Source organism: Paraburkholderia acidisoli, from assembly GCF_009789675.1.
GTDB classification, from domain to species: domain Bacteria; phylum Pseudomonadota; class Gammaproteobacteria; order Burkholderiales; family Burkholderiaceae; genus Paraburkholderia; species Paraburkholderia acidisoli.
Genome location: NZ_CP046915.1, coordinates 1,173,792 through 1,195,439 on the forward strand (window position 1 = coordinate 1,173,792; position 21,648 = coordinate 1,195,439).

The following is a 21,648-nucleotide window of genomic DNA, read 5'->3' on the forward strand; positions in this document are numbered from 1 at the left end:
GCTGACGTTGCCGCGCGGTTCGCTCGAATTAACCGTCCGTCGAACGGGTCACGGTTTCCCACGCGCTGATCTCGGCTTCGAACGCCGCCAACTTCTCGCGCACGAGTTTGAGCGCGTCGCTGCCCAGCAACAGATGCGCTGGCGGTTGCTCCGCGTCGATCGCCGCGAGCATTGCGCGCGCGGCCTTCTTCGGGTCGCCCAGTTGCTTGCCGCTTTTCTCGGCGCGCGCCTGCCGAATGGGATCGAAAATGGCGTCGTAATCGGCGATCGAGCGCGGCGTGCGCGCCATCGAGCGGCCGGCCCAGTCGGTACGAAAAGATCCCGGCGCCACGGCGGTCACGGCGATGCCCAACGAGGCTACCTCTTTACCGAGCGCTTCGGAAATGCCTTCGAGTGCGAACTTGCTGCCGCAATACCACGTGATGCCCGGCATGGTGATGTGGCCGCCCATCGACGTGATGTTGATGATATGGCCGCGACGGCGCTCGCGCATGAAGGGCAGCACCGCTTTCATCATCGCGGCCGCGCCGAACACGTTCACGTCGAACTGGTGGCGCATTTCTGCGAGCGTCGATTCCTCCATGACGCCTTCGTGGCCGTAGCCCGCGTTGTTCACGAGTACGTCGATCGGGCCGACGTTCGTCTCGATCTCGGCGATCACGCTGTCTATGGCGTCGAAGTCGGTGACGTCGAGCACGCGTGCATGCGCCTGGTTGGCCGATAACGATTCGAAATCGCGCGCGGCCTGCGCGCTTCTCACCGTCCCGACGACCGTGTGACCCGCCGCCATGGCCTCTTCGGCGAGCGCGCGACCGAAGCCGCTGCTGACGCCGGTAATGAGCAAGATTTTGCTGGCTGCCATCTAAGCCTCTCCCGAGTGAAGGTTTAAAAGTGCATGCTAGTCTGATGATGTAGGCTTAATAAGCCAGATTTCGCTATTTTTATTGCACAAAACTATGAGCGCCAAGCGTATCGCCGAACCGCAACCCCAAGCCTCCTCGCGTAGTCAGAAGCGCATGATTGCGTTGTTGCGCGCGTTGGCACCCGACGAGGGCTACAACCTCACCGCACTGCCGAGCGTGCGTATCCTGCGCTCGGATCGAGCGCTCGCGCGTACGCCGGTGCTCTACGACCCGGGCATCGTGATCGTGTGCCAGGGCCGCAAGCGGGGCTATTTCGGCGGCGAGCTGTATCTCTACGACGAGCGTCACTATCTCGCAGTGTCCGTGCCCGTGCCCTTCAGCATGGAAACCGACGCCACGCCGGAGCGACCGCTGCTCGCGCTGTATCTGCACCTGGATTTCGCGCTCGCGGCGGAACTGGCGGCGCAAATCGATAGCGAAGGCGGCCAGGAGCGTGTGCAGGCTCCGCAAAGCATGATGTCGACGCCCATGGACGAGGCAATGCAGATGTCCGTGCTGCGCTTTCTCGAAGCGATGAGCCGACCGCTCGAAGCCTCCGTGCTGGGGCAAGGTTTGTTACGTGAGTTGTATTTCCGCGTGCTAACGGGCGCGCAGGGCAGTTCGTTGCGTGAGGCGTTGGCAATGCGCGGCCAGTTCGGGCGCATCGGCCGGTCGCTACGCCTGATACACGCGGGCTACGCACAGTCGCTCGACGTCACACAACTGGCGGAAGCGGCGGGCATGAGCGTGCCGAGTTTCCATAGTCACTTCAAGACGATCACGCAGGTGTCGCCCATGCAGTACGTGAAATCGACGCGCCTGCATCAGGCGCGACTGCTGATGGTGCGTGAGGATTTGACCGCCGAGGCGGCGAGCCACGCCGTGGGTTACACGAGTCCCTCGCAGTTCAGCAGAGAGTTCAAGCGGCTGTTTGGCTTGACGCCGGCGGCGGAGACGAAGCGCATGCGCGAGAGTTTCGCGATTCCTGCTGCGTTCGCCGATGCAACGTATGTGTCGTCGCATTGAAGAGCGGTGCGCGTTAGCTCGCGACGAGGTACGGCGATGGCGTTGGACTCGGACCCTGAATCGGTTTTCGCTGCTTCTGGATTGGATTTGGGGCAAGCGGCAAGTGGGTCGAGAACACGTAAGTCACGGATGTATTTGGGTTTCTTCTTTGTCGCCCAAAAAATCTTTAATTATTTTCCCCAATACGCTTGACGAGTGGTTCTGAGGCCTGCATAATTCGCCTCCTTGCTTGATGCAGCGCGAAAAAAACAGCGGAATTAACGCGGTTTTTCAGCGAATCGATCTTTAAAAATTTACAGCCGATAAGTGTGGGCGCTTGATGCGGTGGCGGCCTGAAACGTTCTCCGGAACGCTTCAGGATAAGCAAAAGTATCAAGAGTCTCACACTAAAGTAAGTCAGGTTTTTGAAGCAATTCAGATTCCTGTCAGCTTTGAGTGAGCGACCGGTTCGAAAGAACCGAAAAACAGTAACAGGTTTGAACTGAAGAGTTTGATCCTGGCTCAGATTGAACGCTGGCGGCATGCCTTACACATGCAAGTCGAACGGCAGCACGGGTGCTTGCACCTGGTGGCGAGTGGCGAACGGGTGAGTAATACATCGGAACGTGTCCTGTAGTGGGGGATAGCCCGGCGAAAGCCGGATTAATACCGCATACGATCTACGGATGAAAGCGGGGGACCTTCGGGCCTCGCGCTATAGGGGCGGCCGATGGCGGATTAGCTAGTTGGTGGGGTAAAGGCCCACCAAGCGACGATCCGTAGCTGGTCTGAGAGGACGACCAGCCACACTGGGACTGAGACACGGCCCAGACTCCTACGGGAGGCAGCAGTGGGGAATTTTGGACAATGGGGGAAACCCTGATCCAGCAATGCCGCGTGTGTGAAGAAGGCCTTCGGGTTGTAAAGCACTTTTGTCCGGAAAGAAAACCATCTGGCTAATATCCGGGTGGGATGACGGTACCGGAAGAATAAGCACCGGCTAACTACGTGCCAGCAGCCGCGGTAATACGTAGGGTGCAAGCGTTAATCGGAATTACTGGGCGTAAAGCGTGCGCAGGCGGTGATGTAAGACCGATGTGAAATCCCCGGGCTTAACACGGGAACTGCATTGGTGACTGCATCGCTGGAGTATGGCAGAGGGGGGTAGAATTCCACGTGTAGCAGTGAAATGCGTAGAGATGTGGAGGAATACCGATGGCGAAGGCAGCCCCCTGGGCCAATACTGACGCTCATGCACGAAAGCGTGGGGAGCAAACAGGATTAGATACCCTGGTAGTCCACGCCCTAAACGATGTCAACTGGTTGTTGGGGATTCATTTCCTTAGTAACGTAGCTAACGCGTGAAGTTGACCGCCTGGGGAGTACGGTCGCAAGATTAAAACTCAAAGGAATTGACGGGGACCCGCACAAGCGGTGGATGATGTGGATTAATTCGATGCAACGCGAAAACCTTACCTACCCTTGACATGTACGGAATCCTGCTGAGAGGTGGGAGTGCCCGAAAGGGAGCCGTAACACAGGTGCTGCATGGCTGTCGTCAGCTCGTGTCGTGAGATGTTGGGTTAAGTCCCGCAACGAGCGCAACCCTTGTCCCTAGTTGCTACGCAAGAGCACTCCAGGGAGACTGCCGGTGACAAACCGGAGGAAGGTGGGGATGACGTCAAGTCCTCATGGCCCTTATGGGTAGGGCTTCACACGTCATACAATGGTCGGAACAGAGGGTTGCCAAGCCGCGAGGTGGAGCCAATCCCAGAAAACCGATCGTAGTCCGGATCGCAGTCTGCAACTCGACTGCGTGAAGCTGGAATCGCTAGTAATCGCGGATCAGCATGCCGCGGTGAATACGTTCCCGGTCTTGTACACACCGCCCGTCACACCATGGGAGTGGGTTTTGCCAGAAGTGGCTAGTCTAACCGCAAGGAGGACGGTCACCACGGCAGGATTCATGACTGGGGTGAAGTCGTAACAAGGTAGCCGTATCGGAAGGTGCGGCTGGATCACCTCCTTTCCAGAGCTTTCTGCTCACCGCGTTTTAAGCGCTCACACTTGTCGGCTGTAAAGAAGACAGACTCAGGGGTCTGTAGCTCAGTCGGTTAGAGCACCGTCTTGATAAGGCGGGGTCGATGGTTCGAATCCATCCAGACCCACCATGTCGATTGACCGTTGGTGCTTCAGCACCTACGGGCATCCCATCCCCGCAGGGGACAGGGCGTGTGCATGCCACTGGGTCTGAATGGTACGAGCGGGGGATTAGCTCAGCTGGGAGAGCACCTGCTTTGCAAGCAGGGGGTCGTCGGTTCGATCCCGTCATCCTCCACCAATCCTCAATGCCTAGTGTCCGGTTTGAACACAAGCCGGGTATTAAGCATTGGCGATTGAGCCAGTCAGAGCGATGTGAGTAAAACCATATCGGCTGTCGTTCTTTAACAATCAGGAAGAAGTAGTAAAGAGATTCATCGGAAACACACTTAGAGATGGGTGTGGAGTACGTGAATCAGGGTTGTGATTGTATCAATGTATTTTTAAGTGATCGAAAGATCGCCTTGAAATACGGCGCAACACGAATACTCAACCTGTAACGCGTGACTCTCGCTGTGAGCAATCACACAGAGACACACCCGTTATAGGGTCAAGCGAACAAGTGCATGTGGTGGATGCCTTGGCGATCACAGGCGATGAAGGACGCGGTAGCCTGCGAAAAGCGGTGGGGAGCTGGCAAACAAGCTTTGATCCACCGATATCCGAATGGGGAAACCCACTCCGTATGGAGTATCCATGACTGAATACATAGGTCATGTGAAGCGAACGCGGCGAACTGAAACATCTAAGTAGCCGCAGGAAAAGAAATCAACCGAGATTCCCAAAGTAGTGGCGAGCGAAATGGGACCAGCCTGCATTCTTTATCTGTACCGTCAGCCAAACGCTCTGGAAAGTGCGGCCATAGTGGGTGATAGCCCCGTAGGCGAAGACGGAATGGAAGAACTAGGTATGCGACAAGTAGGGCGGGACACGTGAAATCCTGTCTGAAGATGGGGACCATCCTCCAAGGCTAAATACTCGTGATCGACCGATAGTGAACCAGTACCGTGAGGGAAAGGCGAAAAGAACCCCGGAGGGGAGTGAAATAGATCCTGAAACCGCATGCATACAAACAGTCGGAGCCTCGCAAGGGTGACGGCGTACCTTTGTATAATGGGTCAGCGACTTACATTCAGTGGCAAGCTTAACCGAATAGGGCAGGCGTAGCGAAAGCGAGTCCGAACAGGGCGTCCAGTCGCTGGGTGTAGACCCGAAACCGTGATCTATCCATGGCGTGTTGAAGGCACGGTAACACGTGCTGGAGGACCGAACCCACTAACGTTGAAAAGTTAGGGGATGAGCTGTGGATAGGGGTGAAAGGCTAAACAAACCCGAAATAGCTGGTTCTCTCCGAAAACTATTTAGGTAGTGCCTCGTGTATCACCTTCGGGGGTAGAGCACTGTCATGGTTGAAGGGTCCATTGCGGATTACTTCGCCATAGCAAACTCCGAATACCGAAGAGTGCAATCACGGGAGACAGACATCGGGTGCTAACGTCCGGTGTCAAGAGGGAAACAACCCAGACCGCCAGCTAAGGTCCCCAAATATGGCTAAGTGGGAAACGAAGTGGGAAGGCTAAAACAGTCAGGAGGTTGGCTTAGAAGCAGCCACCCTTTAAAGAAAGCGTAATAGCTCACTGATCGAGTCGTCCTGCGCGGAAGATGTAACGGGGCTAAGCCATATACCGAAGCTGCGGATGCACATTTATGTGCATGGTAGGAGAGCGTTCTGTAAGCCTGCGAAGGTGCATTGGAAAGTGCGCTGGAGGTATCAGAAGTGCGAATGCTGACATGAGTAGCGATAAAGGGGGTGAAAGGCCCCCTCGCCGTAAGCCCAAGGTTTCCTACGCAACGTTCATCGGCGTAGGGTGAGTCGGCCCCTAAGGCGAGGCAGAAATGCGTAGCTGATGGGAAACAGGTCAATATTCCTGTACCAGTGTGAAATGCGATGGGGGGACGGATCGCGGAAGGTTGTCCGGGTGTTGGAAGTCCCGGTCGCTGCATCGAAGAAGGCACTTTGGCAAATCCGGGTGCGCAATTCAAGGGTGTGGCGCGAGCGGCCTCGAGCTGCGAAGCAATCGGAAGGGGTTCCAGGAAAAGCCTCTAAGCTTCAGTTTCACATTGACCGTACCGCAAACCGACACAGGTGGGCGAGATGAGTATTCTAAGGCGCTTGAGAGAACTCGGGAGAAGGAACTCGGCAAATTGGTACCGTAACTTCGGGATAAGGTACGCCCCTGTAGCTTGATGCGCCTGCGCGCAGAGGGTGAAGGGGTTGCAATAAACTGGTGGCTGCGACTGTTTAATAAAAACACAGCACTCTGCAAACACGAAAGTGGACGTATAGGGTGTGACGCCTGCCCGGTGCCGGAAGATTAAATGATGGGGTGCAAGCTCTTGATTGAAGTCCCGGTAAACGGCGGCCGTAACTATAACGGTCCTAAGGTAGCGAAATTCCTTGTCGGGTAAGTTCCGACCTGCACGAATGGCGTAACGATGGCCACACTGTCTCCTCGAGACTCAGCGAAGTTGAAGTGTTTGTGATGATGCAATCTCCCCGCGGCTAGACGGAAAGACCCCATGAACCTTTACTGTAGCTTTGCATTGGACTTTGAACCGGTTTGTGTAGGATAGGTGGGAGGCTGTGAAGTGTGGACGCCAGTCTGCATGGAGCCGTCCTTGAAATACCACCCTGATCTGTTTGAGGTTCTAACCTTGGCCCGTGATCCGGGTCGGGGACAGTGCATGGTAGGCAGTTTGACTGGGGCGGTCTCCTCCCAAAGGGTAACGGAGGAGTACGAAGGTACGCTAGGTACGGTCGGAAATCGTGCTGATAGTGCAATGGCATAAGCGTGCTTGACTGTGAGACCCACAAGTCGAACAGGTGCGAAAGCAGGTCATAGTGATCCGGTGGTTCTGTATGGAAGGGCCATCGCTCAACGGATAAAAGGTACTCTGGGGATAACAGGCTGATACCGCCCAAGAGTTCATATCGACGGCGGTGTTTGGCACCTCGATGTCGGCTCATCTCATCCTGGGGCTGTAGCCGGTCCCAAGGGTATGGCTGTTCGCCATTTAAAGAGGTACGTGAGCTGGGTTTAAAACGTCGTGAGACAGTTTGGTCCCTATTCGCCGTGGGCGCTGGAAGTTTGAGGGGGCCTGCTCCTAGTACGAGAGGACCGGAGTGGACGAACCTCTGGTGTACCGGTTGTCACGCCAGTGGCATCGCCGGGTAGCTATGTTCGGAAGAGATAACCGCTGAAAGCATCTAAGCGGGAAACTCGCCTCAAGATGAGACTTCCCCGGGGACTAGATCCCCTTGAAGGGTCGTTCGAGACCAGGACGTTGATAGGTCAGGTGTGGAAGCGCAGTAATGCGTTAAGCTAACTGATACTAATTGCCCGTAAGGCTTGATCCTATAACAGGTGTGTGTCGGCAGCCGCCAGTGCGTCAGCACGAAAGGGTGCCCCATCCTGCACAAGGTGCAGGATCTTGGAGAACACATACGGTTGAGATCGTTGTTGTGCCTGAAACAACACAACCCCAATTCAGCAGCACCTCTTTACGCTTCTTCCCGATTGGCTGTGGCGCAGAAATGCGACGCAGCAACCCGTCATGCCTGATGACCATAGCGAGTTGGTCCCACCCCTTCCCATCCCGAACAGGACCGTGAAACAACTCCACGCCGATGATAGTGCGGATTGCCCGTGTGAAAGTAGGTAATCGTCAGGCTCCTCATGCTGTAAAGTCGAAACCCCGGTAACTCCGAAAGAGTGCCGGGGTTTCGGCGTTTACGCGTGCAGAAACAGCCGCACGCCAGACAAAAAAGCCGCCGGTGAGGCGGCTTTTTGTATTCACACGCCAATTCTTTCCGCGCAGATAAATCGCACTGAATTCAAATACCTCACCGCACTGCCATTACGTTTGAATCGCGCTCACTCAGCGTTTCACTCCCGGCGTACCGCCTTCTGAGTCAACGTGCCGCATCGCACGCCCCCCATTCGATCCTGCGTCACTTGACATAAATCAGCCCATATTGGCCCGCGCCGCCCATCATGAACGAGGTGGCCCGCGTGCTCTCGAAGGTCGCACGCCGTGCCGACTCATTTCCGGGAACGCTGGGAGGACGCATGAAAGCACTGGTTTATCACGGTCCGGGTCGCATTACGGTCGAAACGCGCCCCATGCCTCAACTGCAGGATGCGGGCGACGCGATCGTCAGACTCACGAAGACCACGATCTGCGGTACGGATCTACACATCATCAAAGGCGACGTGCCGAGCTGCACGTCCGGACGCATCCTCGGTCACGAAGGCGTAGGCGTGATTCACGAAGTGGCAAATGGCGTGAGCACGCTGAAGCCCGGCGATCGCGTGCTGATCTCATGCATTTCTAGCTGCAGACAATGCCATTACTGCCGGCGTGGCATGTATTCGCACTGTCAAACCGGTGGCTGGATACTCGGCAATCGCATTGACGGCACGCAGGCCGAATACGTTCGCATTCCCCATGCGCAAACGAGCCTCTACCGGCTTCCCGAAGGCCACGACGAAGCGGCGCTCGTCATGCTCTCCGACATCCTGCCCACGGGCTTCGAATGCGGTGTGCTCAACGGCAAGGTCGAACCGGGCAGCACAGTCGCCATCGTCGGTTCGGGGCCGATCGGGCTTGCGGCGCTGCTGACCGCGCAGTTCTACTCGCCCGCGCAAATCATCATGATCGATCTCGATGCGAACCGGCTCGAATGCGCGAAGCGTTTCGGCGCGACGGCATGCGTCGATTCGCGCGTATCCGATCCGCGAGAGTCGGTTATGGAATTGACCGATGGCGTCGGCGTAGATTGCGCCATCGAAGCGGTGGGCGTACCGGCGACGTTCGAGCTGTGCCAGCAACTCGTGGCGCCCGGCGGCACGATCGCGAACGTTGGTGTGCACGGGGCGCCAGCATCGCTCTTTCTCGACAAGCTCTGGGACCGCAACGTGACCATCACAACACGTCTCGTCGATACAGTCAGTACGCCCATGCTACTCAAAACGGTCTGCGCAGGTCGCGTCGATCCGGGCCGTCTGATCACGCACCGCTTCGCGTTCGAAGACGTACTCGAAGCGTACGAGACGTTCTCGCAGGCTTCGAGTACGCAAACGCTCAAGGTCCTCATCGAAATGTGACCCGGGCACGATCGATCGAGGCCTCGGCAACACGGCCGGCCGCTCGCGAACGGAAGCGCCCGCGGACGCCGGCACACCCATGGAGAAACTCATGCAAGCATCGGACATCATGACCACCGAAGTCATCAGCACGCGTCCTGATACGTCGGTATTCGAAGCGGCAACGCTGCTCGCCGAACATCACATTAGCGGTTACCCGGTGATCTTTGCGCAGATGTGACACGGAGTGAGTTTGGTGACGTGCCAATCACGGCGCGCTACCTGAACGCTATTAACAGGCCGCTTTCTCAAAGAATGAGATGCGGCCGTTTTTATTTGCCTGGTGTCATATTCGTCATGCCGAATTCATAAAGACTTACATGTCTTTTTTATTGCCCTTTGTTGACGAATAGATCTACGGTGCATCAAAAAACTGTTGCGCGAATGGCGATAAAGATTCTTCATACTTAGCCGATATGCAAGGTGCATGATTTATTTGCATACATGTAGTGCATGACGACGAATGCCGGCCTGCCGGCGAGCCCCTGAAGTGATCGCCTTTCCTGTGAGCCTCTATGTCTTTAGTCAAGCTTCAACCCGGGGATATCGAGTCGGATAGTCCCATTCCGTTTCCGATCTACGCAGCAGACGGAAAGTTGTTGCTTCAGGAAGGGCAGGTCGTTGCATCGGAAAGCTTGCTGGGCCGGCTTTACGACCTCGGGCACCGCAGGCTGCCCAGCTCACTGGAGGGTAATGGCGCCTTGCTCGCCAGCGCCGCAGCGTCCCAAGATCCGGTAGCGGTTGCGGGAACGGCAAAGCCGTCCGGCGTAATCTCGTTGCCCGATCTCGCGCGCCGCGTGGATTTTTTTCACCTCACGCCCGCAGGCGGCTCGGGCACGATTCAGGTTGAACTGGTGGGCGTGGTGCGCGAAGAGGCCATCATCGTAAAAGGCCTGAATCCCGAGACCAAACTCGCGCTCGATCCGTTCAACGACTACGACGCCAAACTGCTCGCGGGCTGTCATCTTTCTTCGTTTTCGACACGGCTCACCGATGGCGGCGAGGGCCCGTTCGGTTGTTTCTTTCTGACCTACCCGGAGAATCTCGCGCATTCGACGGTGCGCCGCTACCGACGCATCGTCACGTCGTTTCCAGCGAAGGTGCAATCGGGTGACTATTTGCGCGCCGCGGTCGATGTCACCGTGTCCAATATGAGCCTCGTTGGCGCGGGGGTGTCGTCGGACGTCGACTGCCTGAGCGTGGGACAGAACGCGCGTCTCGTGATGAATCTGCCCGTCGGCAATCATCTCCGGCCGGTGCTGGTCACGGTGGAAGTGCGAAACCGGCGCGAACGCGATGTGGGCTTTTTCTACGGCCTCGAATTCGTTCGTATGAGCGAAGAGGTGCGTCACGACATCAAGGACTTCGTGTTCGACAAGCTGTCGATGCTGTAACGCGCCACCTTCATCGCCATTCGACTGATTATTGGCAAGTCATCGCAAAGCGGGACGCAGCGGCTGCCTGATTGGCCATGCTAAGGTGCGTGGCGAATGAGCCAGCAAAGGGCAAGGAGGTCGGATGAATCGTATTTTCATGTCGCGCGAAGACGCGATTCGCCTCGTGCTCGAAGCGTACGACGCCGCGTCCGGCAATCGTTCCGCCACGCTGTTCCGGTCGGTGGGCGAGATATCCGGGCGGGTGGACGCGCTGGGCCGCTTGCTGCTCGACATCCGCGCCGGGCGCCTCGACGAGTTTCAGTTCGAAACCGACAAGTCCCAGCGCATCTTCATCAAGAACTAGTCCATGCCCGCGCAACGCCAGTGAGTTCGCTCACTTGCCGCACAGCAGCAGCAGGCGCTCCTGATCCGAACACGGCCTTCCCGTGACCTTTTGCGTGTTGGCCGCGGCAGCTTGAGGCGCGGCAGTGCCGCCGTTGGCCCGCATTGCCGTGCGCTGGGCCATGCACGCCCTGAGATGCCGTTCAACCGGCGGATAGTACTTCCACCCCTTACCGAGCGCGGGCAGATCGAGCTTGACCTGTTTCCATTTCGGGTGACCGTGTTCCTGCAGATTGTCGAAGTTCGTGCACAGCGAGTCGGCGAAGCGATTCAAATTGCCCACTGTGTCGCGCAAGTTGTAGTCATAGGTCACGAGAAACGCCTTGACCGTCCAGGTGGGCACGTCTTCCTTCAACCAGTTCGGATAGCTCGAGACGCGGATCGTTGCCGGGAAGTAAGTCTGTTTCGCGCGCGCGGTTTCGGGCGCATTCGGATCGACGCGCAGAAAGCGGATCTGCCGCAGCAGGTCGGGATTCATGTCGGTGAACAGCTTCGCGGGCTGCCCGGCGACGATAATCGCCACGTCGATCTTCTTGACGATGAGCGCCGCGAGCGCGTCTTCGTTGCTGAGATGCTGCGCGTTCTGTTCGGGAATCGGCTGATTGAACATCAGGCGATAGAGCGTCGTGGCCGATTGCGCCGTGCCGCTGCCGATCAAGCCCACGCTGATCGTTTTGTCCTTGATCTCGTTGATCGTTTTCATCGGCGAATCATTCCGTACGACGAAATAAATTTCCTCGTCGTAAAGCGGCATGATGAGCCGTAGCGGGCGAATCGTCGTGCCGGCATCCGCGTTGCCGGAATTGGCCATGTCCACATAGGCCTGGTAGACGTCCGACTGCACGAGCGCGAGCTTCACGCCGGGTTCGTAGCGCATGCGCTGGACGTTTTCCGCCGAGCCTTTGGAGGGCAGCACGTCGAGCGCGATGCCGGCCGGTTGCGCGACCCACTTCGACAGGTCTTGCCCGATCTGGATATAGGTACCGCGTTCGGGGCCGGTGGTGATCTTGTAGTGCGCGTCGTCGGCAACTGCGAGCGTCGTGAAGAGCAGGGCGATTAATCCCGTCAATCCCGCCAGTATCGTTTTCAGCATGGTCTCTCTCCCGCTTTGGATGGGATGTGCGGCAGGCTTCAATGTGCAGCTTCGCGATTCTCTGGATTCCTGATCAATGCGCGGGTTGCGCGGGCGCGTTCCGCCACCCTGACTGCACGATCGCGCGCTGCTGGGCCTCGACGCTGTTGTCACCGCTGGCCGGACCGGCCGTGCCGGGAGCGGCGCGGGTCGCGACGACCGCTGGCGCGGCACCGCTCGGCGCAGTCGGAGCCGTGCCCGGCTTCTGCGCGGCCAGCGGCGTCCATCCCGTCTGCAAAATCGCGCGCTCCATCAAGGACTGCGCCTGCGCGCTGCTCGAATCGATTGCGAGCGCATCCGACGCTTGTTGCTGCACGCACGCCCACGCATGCTGCGTGGCGCATTGATCCGCATTTCGCAGCGCGGTGTCGCGCCGTTGCGTGCGGGCGGCGATGTCGCGCTGGATGGCGTGCGCGTCGTCGTTGTCGGCTTCGTGCGCGAGCGCGGCATTGTTGGCGGCAATGGCGCCGGCGAGATTGTTTTCGGCGAGGCTCGCCCGCGCGGCGCGCAAGCTGCTGGGCACGTCGGTAAACGCCGGCGTGGCGGATTTCGCGGCCGTATCGGTCGCAGCCGGGGGCGTGTCGGGCTGATGGCGGCCCAGAAAAGCCGAGATGGCGCCGCCGGTCGAATGCGCTCGGTCGTCCGGGCCGCCGTTGCCGCCGATCAGCAGATGCGCGGCCACGGCGATCGCGAGCACGAACGCCACCAGCAAGATGCCCTTCGTGTAGATGCGCCGGCCCGTGGGCCATGTCTGCGCACCGGCGTCGTACGGCCCGTGCTGGAAGTCCGGTTGCACCGAAGGGTGGTCGGGGTCGGGCATGCGGTGCGCCGCGGGTTTCGTGGCCGCGGGCGAAGGCGGCGGCGTGGGCCCGAGCGGACCCAGCGCGATTTTCGCGTGCGGGTCGAGCGCTACCGTTTCGAGCGGTCGATTCGTGCCGCAGTACGGGCAGAAGTCGACGACCTGATAGAGCACGCCGCCACAGCGCTTGCAGGCGGCGGGGAAACTCTGGTCACGAATAGTCTGAGCGGACATGTTGACCCACCGTGATGGCGATGCCATTTCGACATGCTCAGGGATCGTTGTTGAAGCGGTCGGCTAAGACTCGCGGAACTCACGATCGACATGCGCAGGAAAGCGGCCGGGCCAGACCGAACGCAGCCGCTGGAAGAAAATATGGGTACTTTCCAACGGCGCGTCAATCGCCGTTGTTACCTACCGCACATAAGCGCAGCCGCATCGTGCGCCCGCATGAGCGGATCGCGGCCGTTTTTGCAGCCCATGCGTGTTTCGCGCTGCGGGCGCTGACGATCCCGCGTAAACCCTGATTCGCCGAAATTTATTCAACCGTTCTGGAATAAACGCTCGCTTACGTTGTTTGCGGGCTATCACGGCAATTGCCAATTGCCGTCGGCACTCTTTCATCGGCGAGCCTGGAAATGAGTCGAACGACCATTCAACCTGTTTGGGTACGTATCACGCACTGGATCAATGCGCTTGCGGTGGTGATGATGGTGATGAGCGGATGGCAGATTTACGATGCCTCGCCCATTTTTCCGCGCATCCAGTTTCCCGCGTCGATCACACTGGGCGGATGGCTTGGCGGCGCGCTGCAATGGCACTTCGCGTTCATGTGGCTGCTGGTCGCGAACTTTCTCGTCTATCTCGCGCTGAATATCGTCTCCCGACGCCTGTGGCGAAAGTTTCTGCCCGTGAGTCCCGCGGCCGTGGCGCGCGATCTCGTCGCCGCGCTGCGCGGCAAGCTCGGTCACGACGATCTCTCGCGCTACAACGCGGTGCAAAAGTTCGCGTACCTCGTTGTCATCGTCGACATCGCCCTTGTGATTCTCTCTGGGCTCGCGGTCTGGAAATCGGTGCAATTTCCTTTGTTGCGCACGCTGATGGGCGGTTACGACAACGCGCGCGTCGTGCACTTCTTTGCCATGAGCGTGCTCGTGGCGTTCTTCGTCGTGCACGTCGTCATGGTCGCGCTCGTGCCGCGCTCGCTGCTCCTCATGATTCGCGGACGGTAATCGACATGAGTCTGTTCAAGAAGAAGCCCAGTGATTTTCTGCTCACGCATGGCGATTCGATCATCAAGGACGCACAGCGCGAATTGAAGAATCCCGCGCGCCGTCTGCTCGGCAAACGGCTTCTCACGCTCGGCGGCATCGCGATGCTGTCGGGCTGCGATCTGTCGAACGATAAATCGGTCGATTCGGCTTTGCGGCAGATTTCGTTTTTCAACGATCGCGTGCAAGGGCTGCTATTCGATCCGAACGAGATGGCGCCCACCTATCCCGAGTCGATGATCACGCGGCCGTTTCCGTTCAATGCGTTCTACGACATCGACGATGTGCCCGAAGTGGACGCCGCGACCTACAAGCTGCAGGTGAGCGGGCTCGCGAAGGGCAAGCAGACGTGGACGCTCGACGAATTGCGCGCGCTGCCGCAGGAAAGCCAGATCACGCGGCATATCTGCATTGAAGGCTGGAGCGCGATCGGGCATTGGGGCGGCGTGCGTTTCTCCGACTTCCTGCGCCGCGCGGGCGCCGATACGAGCGCGAAATACGTTTCGCTGCATTGCGCCGACAACTACTGGACCAGCATTGACATGCCCACGGCGCTGCACGCGCAGACGCTGCTCACGCTCACCTACGACGGCGACGTCTTGCCGCCCAAGTACGGCTTCCCGATGAAGCTGCGCATGCCGACCAAGCTCGGCTACAAAAATCCGAAACATATCGTCGCTATTTCGGTGACGAACACGTATCCCGGTGGTTATTGGGAGAACCAGGGCTACAACTGGTTCGGCGGTTCCTGAAGTGCATCCGGTTTTTTTCCAGTTCAACTCACTCAACGGAGCATCCATGTCCATTCGACTGAAACTCGGCGTCACCCTGGCCGCCATGGCGCTCGCGAGCGCTGCCATGGCACAAACGCCCAATGCCAAGCCCTCGCGCATTCGCGGCGACATCGTCTCGCTCGACGGCAACACGCTGAAGGTGCACCGCCGCAGCGGCGACACGGTGTCGATCGACCTCGGCGCGAACACGCCGGTGGCGGCCGTGAAGTCGATGCAACTGTCGGACATCAAGCCGGGCTCGTTCGTGGGCACGGCAGCCACGACGGGCACGGACGGCAAGCTCACCGCGACCGAAGTGGTGGTGTTCCCCGAATCCGCGCGCGGTACCGGCGAGGGCCACTACGCGTGGGACCTGGGTCCGAACAGCACGATGACGAACGCGAATGTGGACACGGTCGTGCAGGGCACGGATGGCCGCAATCTCAAGCTCTCGTACAAGGGTGGCAGCAATGAAGTAACGGTGCCGCCGAACGTGCCCATCGTGACGTTCACGCCGGCCGCGCGCACCGACCTCGTGCCGGGCAAGCAGGTGTTCGTGGTGGCCGCGAAGGCCGCGCAGGGCGCTTACACGGCGCAGCGCGTCGTGGTCGAAAAGAACGGCGTTGTGCCGCCGATGTAATGCCGATGGCGCGCCGCGCGAGGCGCGCCTTTCGCTCGCTGTGCGTCGCCCAGAATCGTGGCCGACGCGCAACAGGTATAATGGTTCTCCTGGATTGATCCCGACGAGCTTCCGCCCCGCGGCCGTTCCGCAGCGATTCGGCACGGGCCGGCGAATAGTCATCCGACCCGATATCAAAGAACCTCTTGACGCAGCGCGTCACTACGCGTAGTGTCCTAAGCCAGCTATTACAGCACGCTCGACTGCTCATCTTTTGGCTGCAATTCGCAGCTGTCGTTGACCTCTCCAGCTTAATTTTTCATCTTGCCCTGTTTGGGGCAGATATTTTTGTTTGTTTAAGGAACACCTAATGGAAACCGGTACTGTCAAGTGGTTTAACGATAGCAAGGGCTTTGGCTTCATTACCCCGGACAAGGGCGGTGACGACCTGTTCGCCCACTTCTCGGAAGTGCGCGGCACGGGCTTCAAGACGCTGGCTGAAGGCCAGAAGGTCAGCTACGAAACGAAGCGCGGCCCGAAGGGTCTGCAAGCTTCGAACATCACCCCGCTGTAAGTGATTTGAAGGGAATAACGCCGTCCATTGGGGCGGCGTTATTCTTTTGCCTTGAACCGTGGCATGTTCGTGCCACGCGTGTCCGCTGTTTTTCCCTGCGTTCATGGTCGTTGCGCCTGCTGATTGAGGGCGTGGCGTCATTCAATGGTCCCGCGTTCGCGCGGTTCGTCGGTGGCAGCACGAGCCGATCAACCGTCTGGAACCGGTTCGATCATCGCGGGTGCGTTTCGCCCGTCTCTCGCCAGCGCATCGACATGCGCCGGTCAAATAGCACCATCAACATCACCAGCGTGGTTGCACCAGCTAGCAGGACTTGCTGACGCCTCTCTATGAAGCGGCACTACGCGCACTGGAGGAATCGATTTGGCAAAAGAAGAACTGCTTGAACTCGACGGCGTCGTCGACGAAGTGCTGCCGGACAGCAAATATCGCGTGACGCTCGAAAACGGCGTGGTCGTGAACGCGTACGCGTCGGGCCGCATGCGCAAGAACCACATCCGCATTCTGGCTGGCGACCGCGTCACGCTCGAACTCTCGGTCTACGATCTGTCGAAAGGCCGCATCAACTTCCGTCACAAGGACGAGCGCGCCCCGGTCGGTCAGACGCGCGCCCCGATGCGCCGCCGCTAAGCCCGTGTCGCCGGTAACGGCGTAACGGCTGCTCGCATCAGCGTAACGGCTTCGCGAAGATCGGCGAGCCGTTTCGCGGTGTGTGCCGTTCGGCACGCACGCCCCTTGCATTTCCCCTCGCATTCGCCGTCTCGACCCGCATTCAGCGGTCTCGACGCGCATCCCCATGTATCGCCCGCAGCGACTTTTATCGGCCGGGGCGCGATATCCCGCATACTTTCGACGCTGACATAAAAACTCGCCGCCTGTAGCGGCAAGATACGTTTTCAACGTCAAAACAAACATACAAACGGGGTAGCGCGATGCCAATCACCTTGCAGGGCAAGTCGGTCGTCTCCATTCGACCCATGCAACTCGCCGCGGTCAACGACCACAACTGGAGCACGTTCGGCACACGGCCCGTGTTTCACCTCGTGTGCGGTGACGGCACGCAGCGCGCGCTGAAAGGCGAAATCATCGATGAAAACAGCAACGCGCAAAACGCGAGCGACAATGCCGCGCTGATCGGCGAACTGCAGTCGCTGGTGGGCGTGAATCTCGACGTGAGCGTGCTGGGCGCCGCCGACGTTCAGGCGCTGACCGGCGTGACCCCGGCGATGATGGTGCACGCCAACCCGAACTGCGCCGCCGCCTATCTCTCGGGGCTGGCCGGCTCGGGCATGTTCGTGTTCTACACGATGACCTACATCGAGAGTCTGAAGACGCTCGAGAAGCAGCAGGTCAAGCAAAAAGACGTGGACGGCATGCGCCAGTTCGGCGCCGTCAAACTCGCGCGCAAGATGCGCGGCGACGCGCAACTGCTGCCCGCGCTCGGGCGCGTCGTGGCCGTCGATCTGTTCTGCGGCAACTTCGACCGCTTCGCCGCGAACGGCGACATCGTCAACGTGGGCAACATCATGTTCCAGAAGGACGCCGACAAGAAGTACACGCCGGTCGGCGTCGACTTCTTCGAAGCGCAGGGGCAGTTCGCCCGCATGACGGCGCCGTTGACCGCCGCCCAGTTGCTCAACTGGCCCGGGGCGATTCTCGCGGATGCGATGCGTCTCGACGCGTTCGCCTCGCGCGCCGTCATGGGCCTGAACCAGGCGTTCCAGCACGGCGTCTCGCCCCATGCGATGCCCGCCGACGCCATTCTCGACGCCACCGACGTGCAGGCGTTCCGCACGGGATTGAGCGAAGGCGCCGAGGCGCTGCGTAGTTATCTGCTCGGCCTGCGGCATCGCGGGGTGGCGTCGCCGGGCGTTCAGTCGCGGCTCGACGCGCTGGGCTGGACGCAGACGGCATGGGGCGGCGCGCGCGCGCCGCAGCCGCGCGCCGGGTGGGTCAACGCCCAGCCGGCCACGCGTGGGCTCGGTCCGAACCGGCGTTAATCACGCCACTCGCGCTGCTTGCGCGAAGCACACGGATCACACGAATCACGCGCGGAGAGCCGGAGACGGCGGCGCGGGCCTGGCGCGCGCGCCGTCCGCCACGCCCGCAAATCTCCTGCGCCGCTTTCGATCTGAAAAATGGTTGGTTCCTTCGTGTTCGCCGCCCCGATAGGCTGCGATCTTCGCCAGCGCCGCTGTTCACGCGCATGCCGGTCACGGCGCACGGCGTATCACGAACGAAGGAATTCCGACAATGAAAAAACGAACCTGGGGCGCGGTGCCTGGCGCACTGTTGACGGCACTGCTGGTCGTGGCATCCACGGCGGCGCATGCCGATCGTCTCGACGACATCAAGCGCGCGGGCGTGCTGCGCGTGGCCGCATTCGACAGCAACCCGCCATTCGGTTTCGTCGATCCGAAAGACAACCAGATCATCGGGCTCGACGTGGATTACGCGCGCGCCGTGGCGCAAAGCCTGGGCGTGAAGCTCGAGATCCAGCCGACCAATCCCGCCAATCGCGTGGCGTTCCTGAAGTCCGGCAAGGTCGATCTGGTGTTCGCCAATTTCACCATCACCGACGACCGCAAGAAGGAAGTCGATTTCAGCACGCCGTACTTCGCGTCGGGCACGCAGTTCATCGCGAAGAAGGGCGTGCTCAAGTCGCCGGACCAGCTCAACGGGTTGCGGATCGGCGCGGACAAAGGCACCACCAACGAGCAGCAGGTGCGCGCGAAATTCCCGAGCGCGACGATCGTCGCTTACGACGACACGCCGTTCGCGTTTGCCGCGCTGCGCACGGGCAACGTGCAGGCCATCACGCAGGACGGTCCGAAGCTGGTCGCGTTGCTCGCACGCGCGCCGGACAAGGCGAACTACGAGATCCCCGCATTCACGATCTCGAACGACTATGAAGGCGTGGGCGTGCCGAAGGGCGAGACGCGCCTGCTCGACGCCGTGAACGGCACGCTCACGCATCTCGAAGCGGACGGCGAGGCGGCGCGGATCTACGACAAGTGGTTCGGCCCGAAGAGCGCCGCGCCGCTGCCGCGTCTCTTCAAGATCGGCGATCCGGAGAAGAACAGCTAAACGACGAGGCGTGCGTGGCCGGGCACGCGGCCTCATATCGCCTGCCTCGCTCGAACGCCTCGAGGCTTCCTGCGTGCCGTATCGCAATGTGCTTTTCTCTTCGCCGATGTATGCATAACTGGCTTGAACCGAAGTATCTCGCTTGGCTCGAACAGGGTTTCGTCGTCACGCTGGGGTTGTCGGCGTGCGCGTCGGTGTGTGCGACGCCGCTCGGTCTGTTGCTGGCCGTCGCGCGCCACGAACGCCGCGGGGTGTTCGCGCGGGCCGCCGCGCTCTATGTATTCGTGTTTCGCAATTCGCCGCTGCTCGTGCAACTGCTGTTCTGGTATTTCGGCGTGGCGGTCTTGTTGCCGTCCGACTGGATGACGTGGCTCAACACGCCGCACACGGCGGCGCTCGGCGCACTGACGCTGCGCTGGCCCAGTTTCGAGCTATTCGCGGGCTGGGTGGGCTTGACGTGCTACACCACGGCGTTCGTCGGCGAGGAATTCCTCGCGGGCCTGCGCGGCGTGAATGCGGCGCAGGCCCAGGCCGCGGCTGCGCTCGGCATGAGCCGCTACGCGACGCTGCGCCATGTGATCGTGCCGCAGGCGCTGCGTATCGCAACGCCGCCGCTCGCGGGCCAGTACATGAACGTCATCAAGAACTCCTCGCTGACCATGGCGATCGGCGTGGGCGAACTCTCGTACATGTCGCGTCAGGTCGACACGGAAAGCTTTCGCACGTTTCAGGCGTTCGGCACGGCCACCGCGTTCTATGTGCTCGCCATCGCCGTGATCGAAGTGGCGCTGGTGCTCTGGCAGCGCAGCGGCGCGCGCCCCCTGCTGCGAGGTCGCGCATGAGCGGGTTCGCGTGGTGGCCCGCGCTGCGCTATCTGCTGCTTGGCACGTTCCCGGCGGGACCGCTGGGCGGCGTGGCGCTGACGGTCGCGCTGTCGATCGCGTCGGCGCTGCTGGCCGCGCTGATCGGCCTTGCGGGCGGCATCGCGCTCGCCGTGACGCGCGGTGTGGCGCATCTCGCGCTCACGGCCGTGGTCGCGTTCTTCCGCGCGATACCCGTGCTGATGCTGATCTTTTGGACCTTCTTCCTGATGCCGATCCTGCTGCACGTGGACGTGCCGGGACTCGCGACCGTGGTGTGCGCGCTCGCGCTGATCGGCGGCGCCTATCTTTCGCATTCGGTGCACGCGGGCATCCTCTCGATCGGCGATGGGCAGCGCCAGGCCGCGCTCTCGCTCGGGCTCACGCGCTGGCAGGCGTTGCGCGACGTGATCCTGCCGCAAGCCGTGCGCGTGATGATGCCGTCGTTCGTGAATCAGTGGGTGTCGCTCATCAAGGACACGTCGCTCGCGTATATCGTGGGCGTGCCGGAATTCACGTTTCTCGCCAATCAGCTCAACAACCGGCTGATGGTGTATCCGGCGCAGATTTTTCTGTTCGTCGGCGTCGTGTATCTGCTGTTGTGCGGGGCGTTGCAATGGTTCGCCAACGCGTTGATCGGGCGTCGCGAAGCCGCGCGTTGAGCGGTCGCCGGGTGCCGGGCGGCGCGCCGGTATCGTCGATGGCTAATCCGTCTGTCGCGTAGGGCGCGTGCGTTTCGGCGCGCGGCGCAGATCGTCGGCCACGGGCACGCAGGCCAGCGCGAGGAGCAGCACCGCGAGCACCGCGCCCGAGACGAACCCGAAGTGCCGGAACGCGAGCGCGCCCACGGTGCCGCCCAGAAGGAACATGCCGAGCAGCGAGGCCAGCACGCGTACGCGCTGCTTATCGGCCTGCACGGCCTGCGCGACGCGCGGGTCGCTCCGGTTCCAGTACAGGCCCTTGCCGAGTTCGATGCCGAGATCGGTGACGATGCCCGTCATGTGCGTGGTGCGAATCTCGGCGCGCGAGATCTTGGTGATTATCGCGTTTTGCAGCCCCATGACGAAGCACAGCAGCGCGACCGCGGCGGGCACGAATCCCACGCGGTGCGGCGCCATGTTCGCGCCGAGCAGCGCGAAGCCGAGCAGCAGGGCGGCTTCGAGCAGCATCGGCAAGGCGTAGGCGCTGTTGACCGTGCGGCGGCGGCCCCAGTTGATCAGGATGGCCGAGACGGCCGCGCCGCCCGCGAACGACGCGATCGAACCGAGCGCCGCGAGCGCGAGGCTCAGGTCGCCGAGCGCGAGGTTGTCGGCCACCGAAGAAACGATGCCCGACATATGCGAGGTGTACTGGCCGACCGCGAGAAAGCCGCCCGCGTTGGTCGCGCCCGCGATGGCCGCGAGCGCGCGCCCGAGCCGCAGATTGGCCTTGTCGGTGCGTTCCACCGAGGTGAAGCTGCGCAGATACTGAATGGGCACGTCTGGGCTCCTCGCGGACGACATGCCTCAGTGTACGGCGGCGCGCCTTGACGGATTCGGCAA

The 21,648-nt window shown here is 60.4% G+C and carries 18 protein-coding genes, 2 tRNA genes and 3 rRNA genes; 19 read left to right on the top strand and 4 right to left on the bottom strand.

Annotation, left to right across the window (positions count from 1 at the left end):
* Window positions 1–28: 28 nt before the first annotated feature.
* Window positions 29–862 (bottom strand): oxidoreductase, encoded by an 834-nt coding sequence (locus tag FAZ98_RS27440; protein WP_158955965.1) that lies wholly within the window; start codon window positions 860–862, stop codon window positions 29–31.
* 154 nt (window positions 863–1,016) lie between these two features.
* On the opposite strand from FAZ98_RS27440, the gene FAZ98_RS27445 reads away from it, so the two are divergent.
* From FAZ98_RS27445 to FAZ98_RS27490, 10 genes are all read left to right on the top strand, one after another.
* Window positions 1,017–1,928 carry an AraC family transcriptional regulator gene (locus tag FAZ98_RS27445; protein ID WP_199272424.1) on the top strand — a complete coding sequence of 304 codons (912 nt, stop codon included), beginning with the start codon at window positions 1,017–1,019 and terminating at the stop codon, window positions 1,926–1,928.
* 478 nt (window positions 1,929–2,406) lie between these two features.
* Window positions 2,407–3,936 (top strand): 16S ribosomal RNA (locus FAZ98_RS27450).
* Between the two features lie 66 nt (window positions 3,937–4,002).
* Window positions 4,003–4,078, top strand: a tRNA-Ile gene (locus tag FAZ98_RS27455).
* A 94-nt stretch (window positions 4,079–4,172) separates the two neighbouring features.
* Window positions 4,173–4,248 (top strand) — tRNA-Ala (locus FAZ98_RS27460).
* A 307-nt stretch (window positions 4,249–4,555) separates the two neighbouring features.
* Window positions 4,556–7,425 (top strand): 23S ribosomal RNA (locus FAZ98_RS27465).
* 200 nt (window positions 7,426–7,625) lie between these two features.
* Window positions 7,626–7,739: ribosomal RNA gene (gene rrf / locus FAZ98_RS27470) — 5S ribosomal RNA — on the top strand.
* Together the 16S, 23S and 5S rRNA genes with 2 tRNA genes alongside form the textbook arrangement of a ribosomal RNA operon.
* Window positions 7,740–8,137: 398 nt before the next feature.
* Window positions 8,138–9,175: a zinc-dependent alcohol dehydrogenase family protein gene (locus tag FAZ98_RS27475; protein ID WP_158955969.1), complete on the top strand. Its 1,038-nt coding sequence runs from the start codon at window positions 8,138–8,140 to the stop codon at window positions 9,173–9,175.
* A 91-nt stretch (window positions 9,176–9,266) separates the two neighbouring features.
* Window positions 9,267–9,395 (top strand): CBS domain-containing protein, encoded by a 129-nt coding sequence (locus tag FAZ98_RS27480; protein ID WP_158955971.1) that lies wholly within the window; start codon window positions 9,267–9,269, stop codon window positions 9,393–9,395.
* Window positions 9,396–9,729: 334 nt separating this feature from the next.
* Window positions 9,730–10,608 (top strand): PilZ domain-containing protein, encoded by an 879-nt coding sequence (locus FAZ98_RS27485; RefSeq protein ID WP_158955973.1) that lies wholly within the window; start codon window positions 9,730–9,732, stop codon window positions 10,606–10,608.
* A gap of 124 nt (window positions 10,609–10,732) precedes the next feature.
* Entirely contained in the window at window positions 10,733–10,954 is a 222-nt protein-coding gene (locus tag FAZ98_RS27490; protein WP_158955975.1) for a hypothetical protein, read from the top strand.
* A gap of 30 nt (window positions 10,955–10,984) precedes the next feature.
* Here FAZ98_RS27490 and FAZ98_RS27495 read toward each other — a convergent pair whose 3' ends face one another.
* Window positions 10,985–12,085 (bottom strand): TAXI family TRAP transporter solute-binding subunit, encoded by a 1,101-nt coding sequence (locus FAZ98_RS27495; protein ID WP_158955977.1) that lies wholly within the window; start codon window positions 12,083–12,085, stop codon window positions 10,985–10,987.
* Between the two features lie 73 nt (window positions 12,086–12,158).
* Complete coding sequence (locus FAZ98_RS27500; protein WP_158955979.1) at window positions 12,159–13,157, bottom strand: zinc ribbon domain-containing protein; 999 nt, start codon at window positions 13,155–13,157, stop codon at window positions 12,159–12,161.
* 404 nt (window positions 13,158–13,561) lie between these two features.
* On the opposite strand from FAZ98_RS27500, the gene FAZ98_RS27505 reads away from it, so the two are divergent.
* The 9 genes from FAZ98_RS27505 to FAZ98_RS27545 all read left to right on the top strand — a co-directional run bounded on the left by FAZ98_RS27505 (window position 13,562) and on the right by FAZ98_RS27545 (window position 20,769).
* Complete coding sequence (locus tag FAZ98_RS27505) at window positions 13,562–14,155, top strand: cytochrome b/b6 domain-containing protein (RefSeq protein WP_158955981.1); 594 nt, start codon at window positions 13,562–13,564, stop codon at window positions 14,153–14,155.
* A 5-nt stretch (window positions 14,156–14,160) separates the two neighbouring features.
* Window positions 14,161–14,946, top strand: a complete 786-nt coding sequence (locus tag FAZ98_RS27510; RefSeq protein ID WP_158955983.1) for a molybdopterin-dependent oxidoreductase — start codon at window positions 14,161–14,163, stop codon at window positions 14,944–14,946.
* A 46-nt stretch (window positions 14,947–14,992) separates the two neighbouring features.
* On the top strand, window positions 14,993–15,607 hold the full coding sequence (locus tag FAZ98_RS27515) for a hypothetical protein (RefSeq protein ID WP_158955985.1): 615 nt from the start codon (window positions 14,993–14,995) through the stop codon (window positions 15,605–15,607).
* Between the two features lie 349 nt (window positions 15,608–15,956).
* The gene (locus FAZ98_RS27520; protein WP_065064791.1) at window positions 15,957–16,160 is read left to right on the top strand and encodes a cold-shock protein; all 204 of its coding nucleotides are present in this window, start codon (window positions 15,957–15,959) and stop codon (window positions 16,158–16,160) included.
* A 363-nt stretch (window positions 16,161–16,523) separates the two neighbouring features.
* On the top strand, window positions 16,524–16,790 hold the full coding sequence (infA, locus tag FAZ98_RS27525; RefSeq protein ID WP_158955987.1) for a translation initiation factor IF-1: 267 nt from the start codon (window positions 16,524–16,526) through the stop codon (window positions 16,788–16,790).
* A gap of 302 nt (window positions 16,791–17,092) precedes the next feature.
* Window positions 17,093–18,160, top strand: coding sequence for a hypothetical protein (locus FAZ98_RS27530; RefSeq protein ID WP_158955989.1), 1,068 nt, complete (start codon window positions 17,093–17,095; stop codon window positions 18,158–18,160).
* 253 nt (window positions 18,161–18,413) lie between these two features.
* The gene (locus FAZ98_RS27535) at window positions 18,414–19,247 is read left to right on the top strand and encodes an ABC transporter substrate-binding protein (RefSeq protein WP_158955991.1); all 834 of its coding nucleotides are present in this window, start codon (window positions 18,414–18,416) and stop codon (window positions 19,245–19,247) included.
* Window positions 19,248–19,357: 110 nt separating this feature from the next.
* Window positions 19,358–20,089 carry an amino acid ABC transporter permease gene (locus FAZ98_RS27540; protein WP_158955993.1) on the top strand — a complete coding sequence of 244 codons (732 nt, stop codon included), beginning with the start codon at window positions 19,358–19,360 and terminating at the stop codon, window positions 20,087–20,089.
* Window positions 20,086–20,769 carry an amino acid ABC transporter permease gene (locus FAZ98_RS27545; RefSeq protein ID WP_158955995.1) on the top strand — a complete coding sequence of 228 codons (684 nt, stop codon included), beginning with the start codon at window positions 20,086–20,088 and terminating at the stop codon, window positions 20,767–20,769. Before FAZ98_RS27540 ends, FAZ98_RS27545 begins: the two co-directional genes overlap by 4 nt.
* Window positions 20,770–20,811: 42 nt before the next feature.
* On the opposite strand, the gene FAZ98_RS27550 is transcribed toward FAZ98_RS27545, so the two are convergent.
* A complete protein-coding gene (locus FAZ98_RS27550) occupies window positions 20,812–21,585 on the bottom strand; it encodes a YoaK family protein (protein ID WP_158955997.1) in 774 nt (257 codons plus the stop codon).
* Window positions 21,586–21,648: the final 63 nt, after the last annotated feature.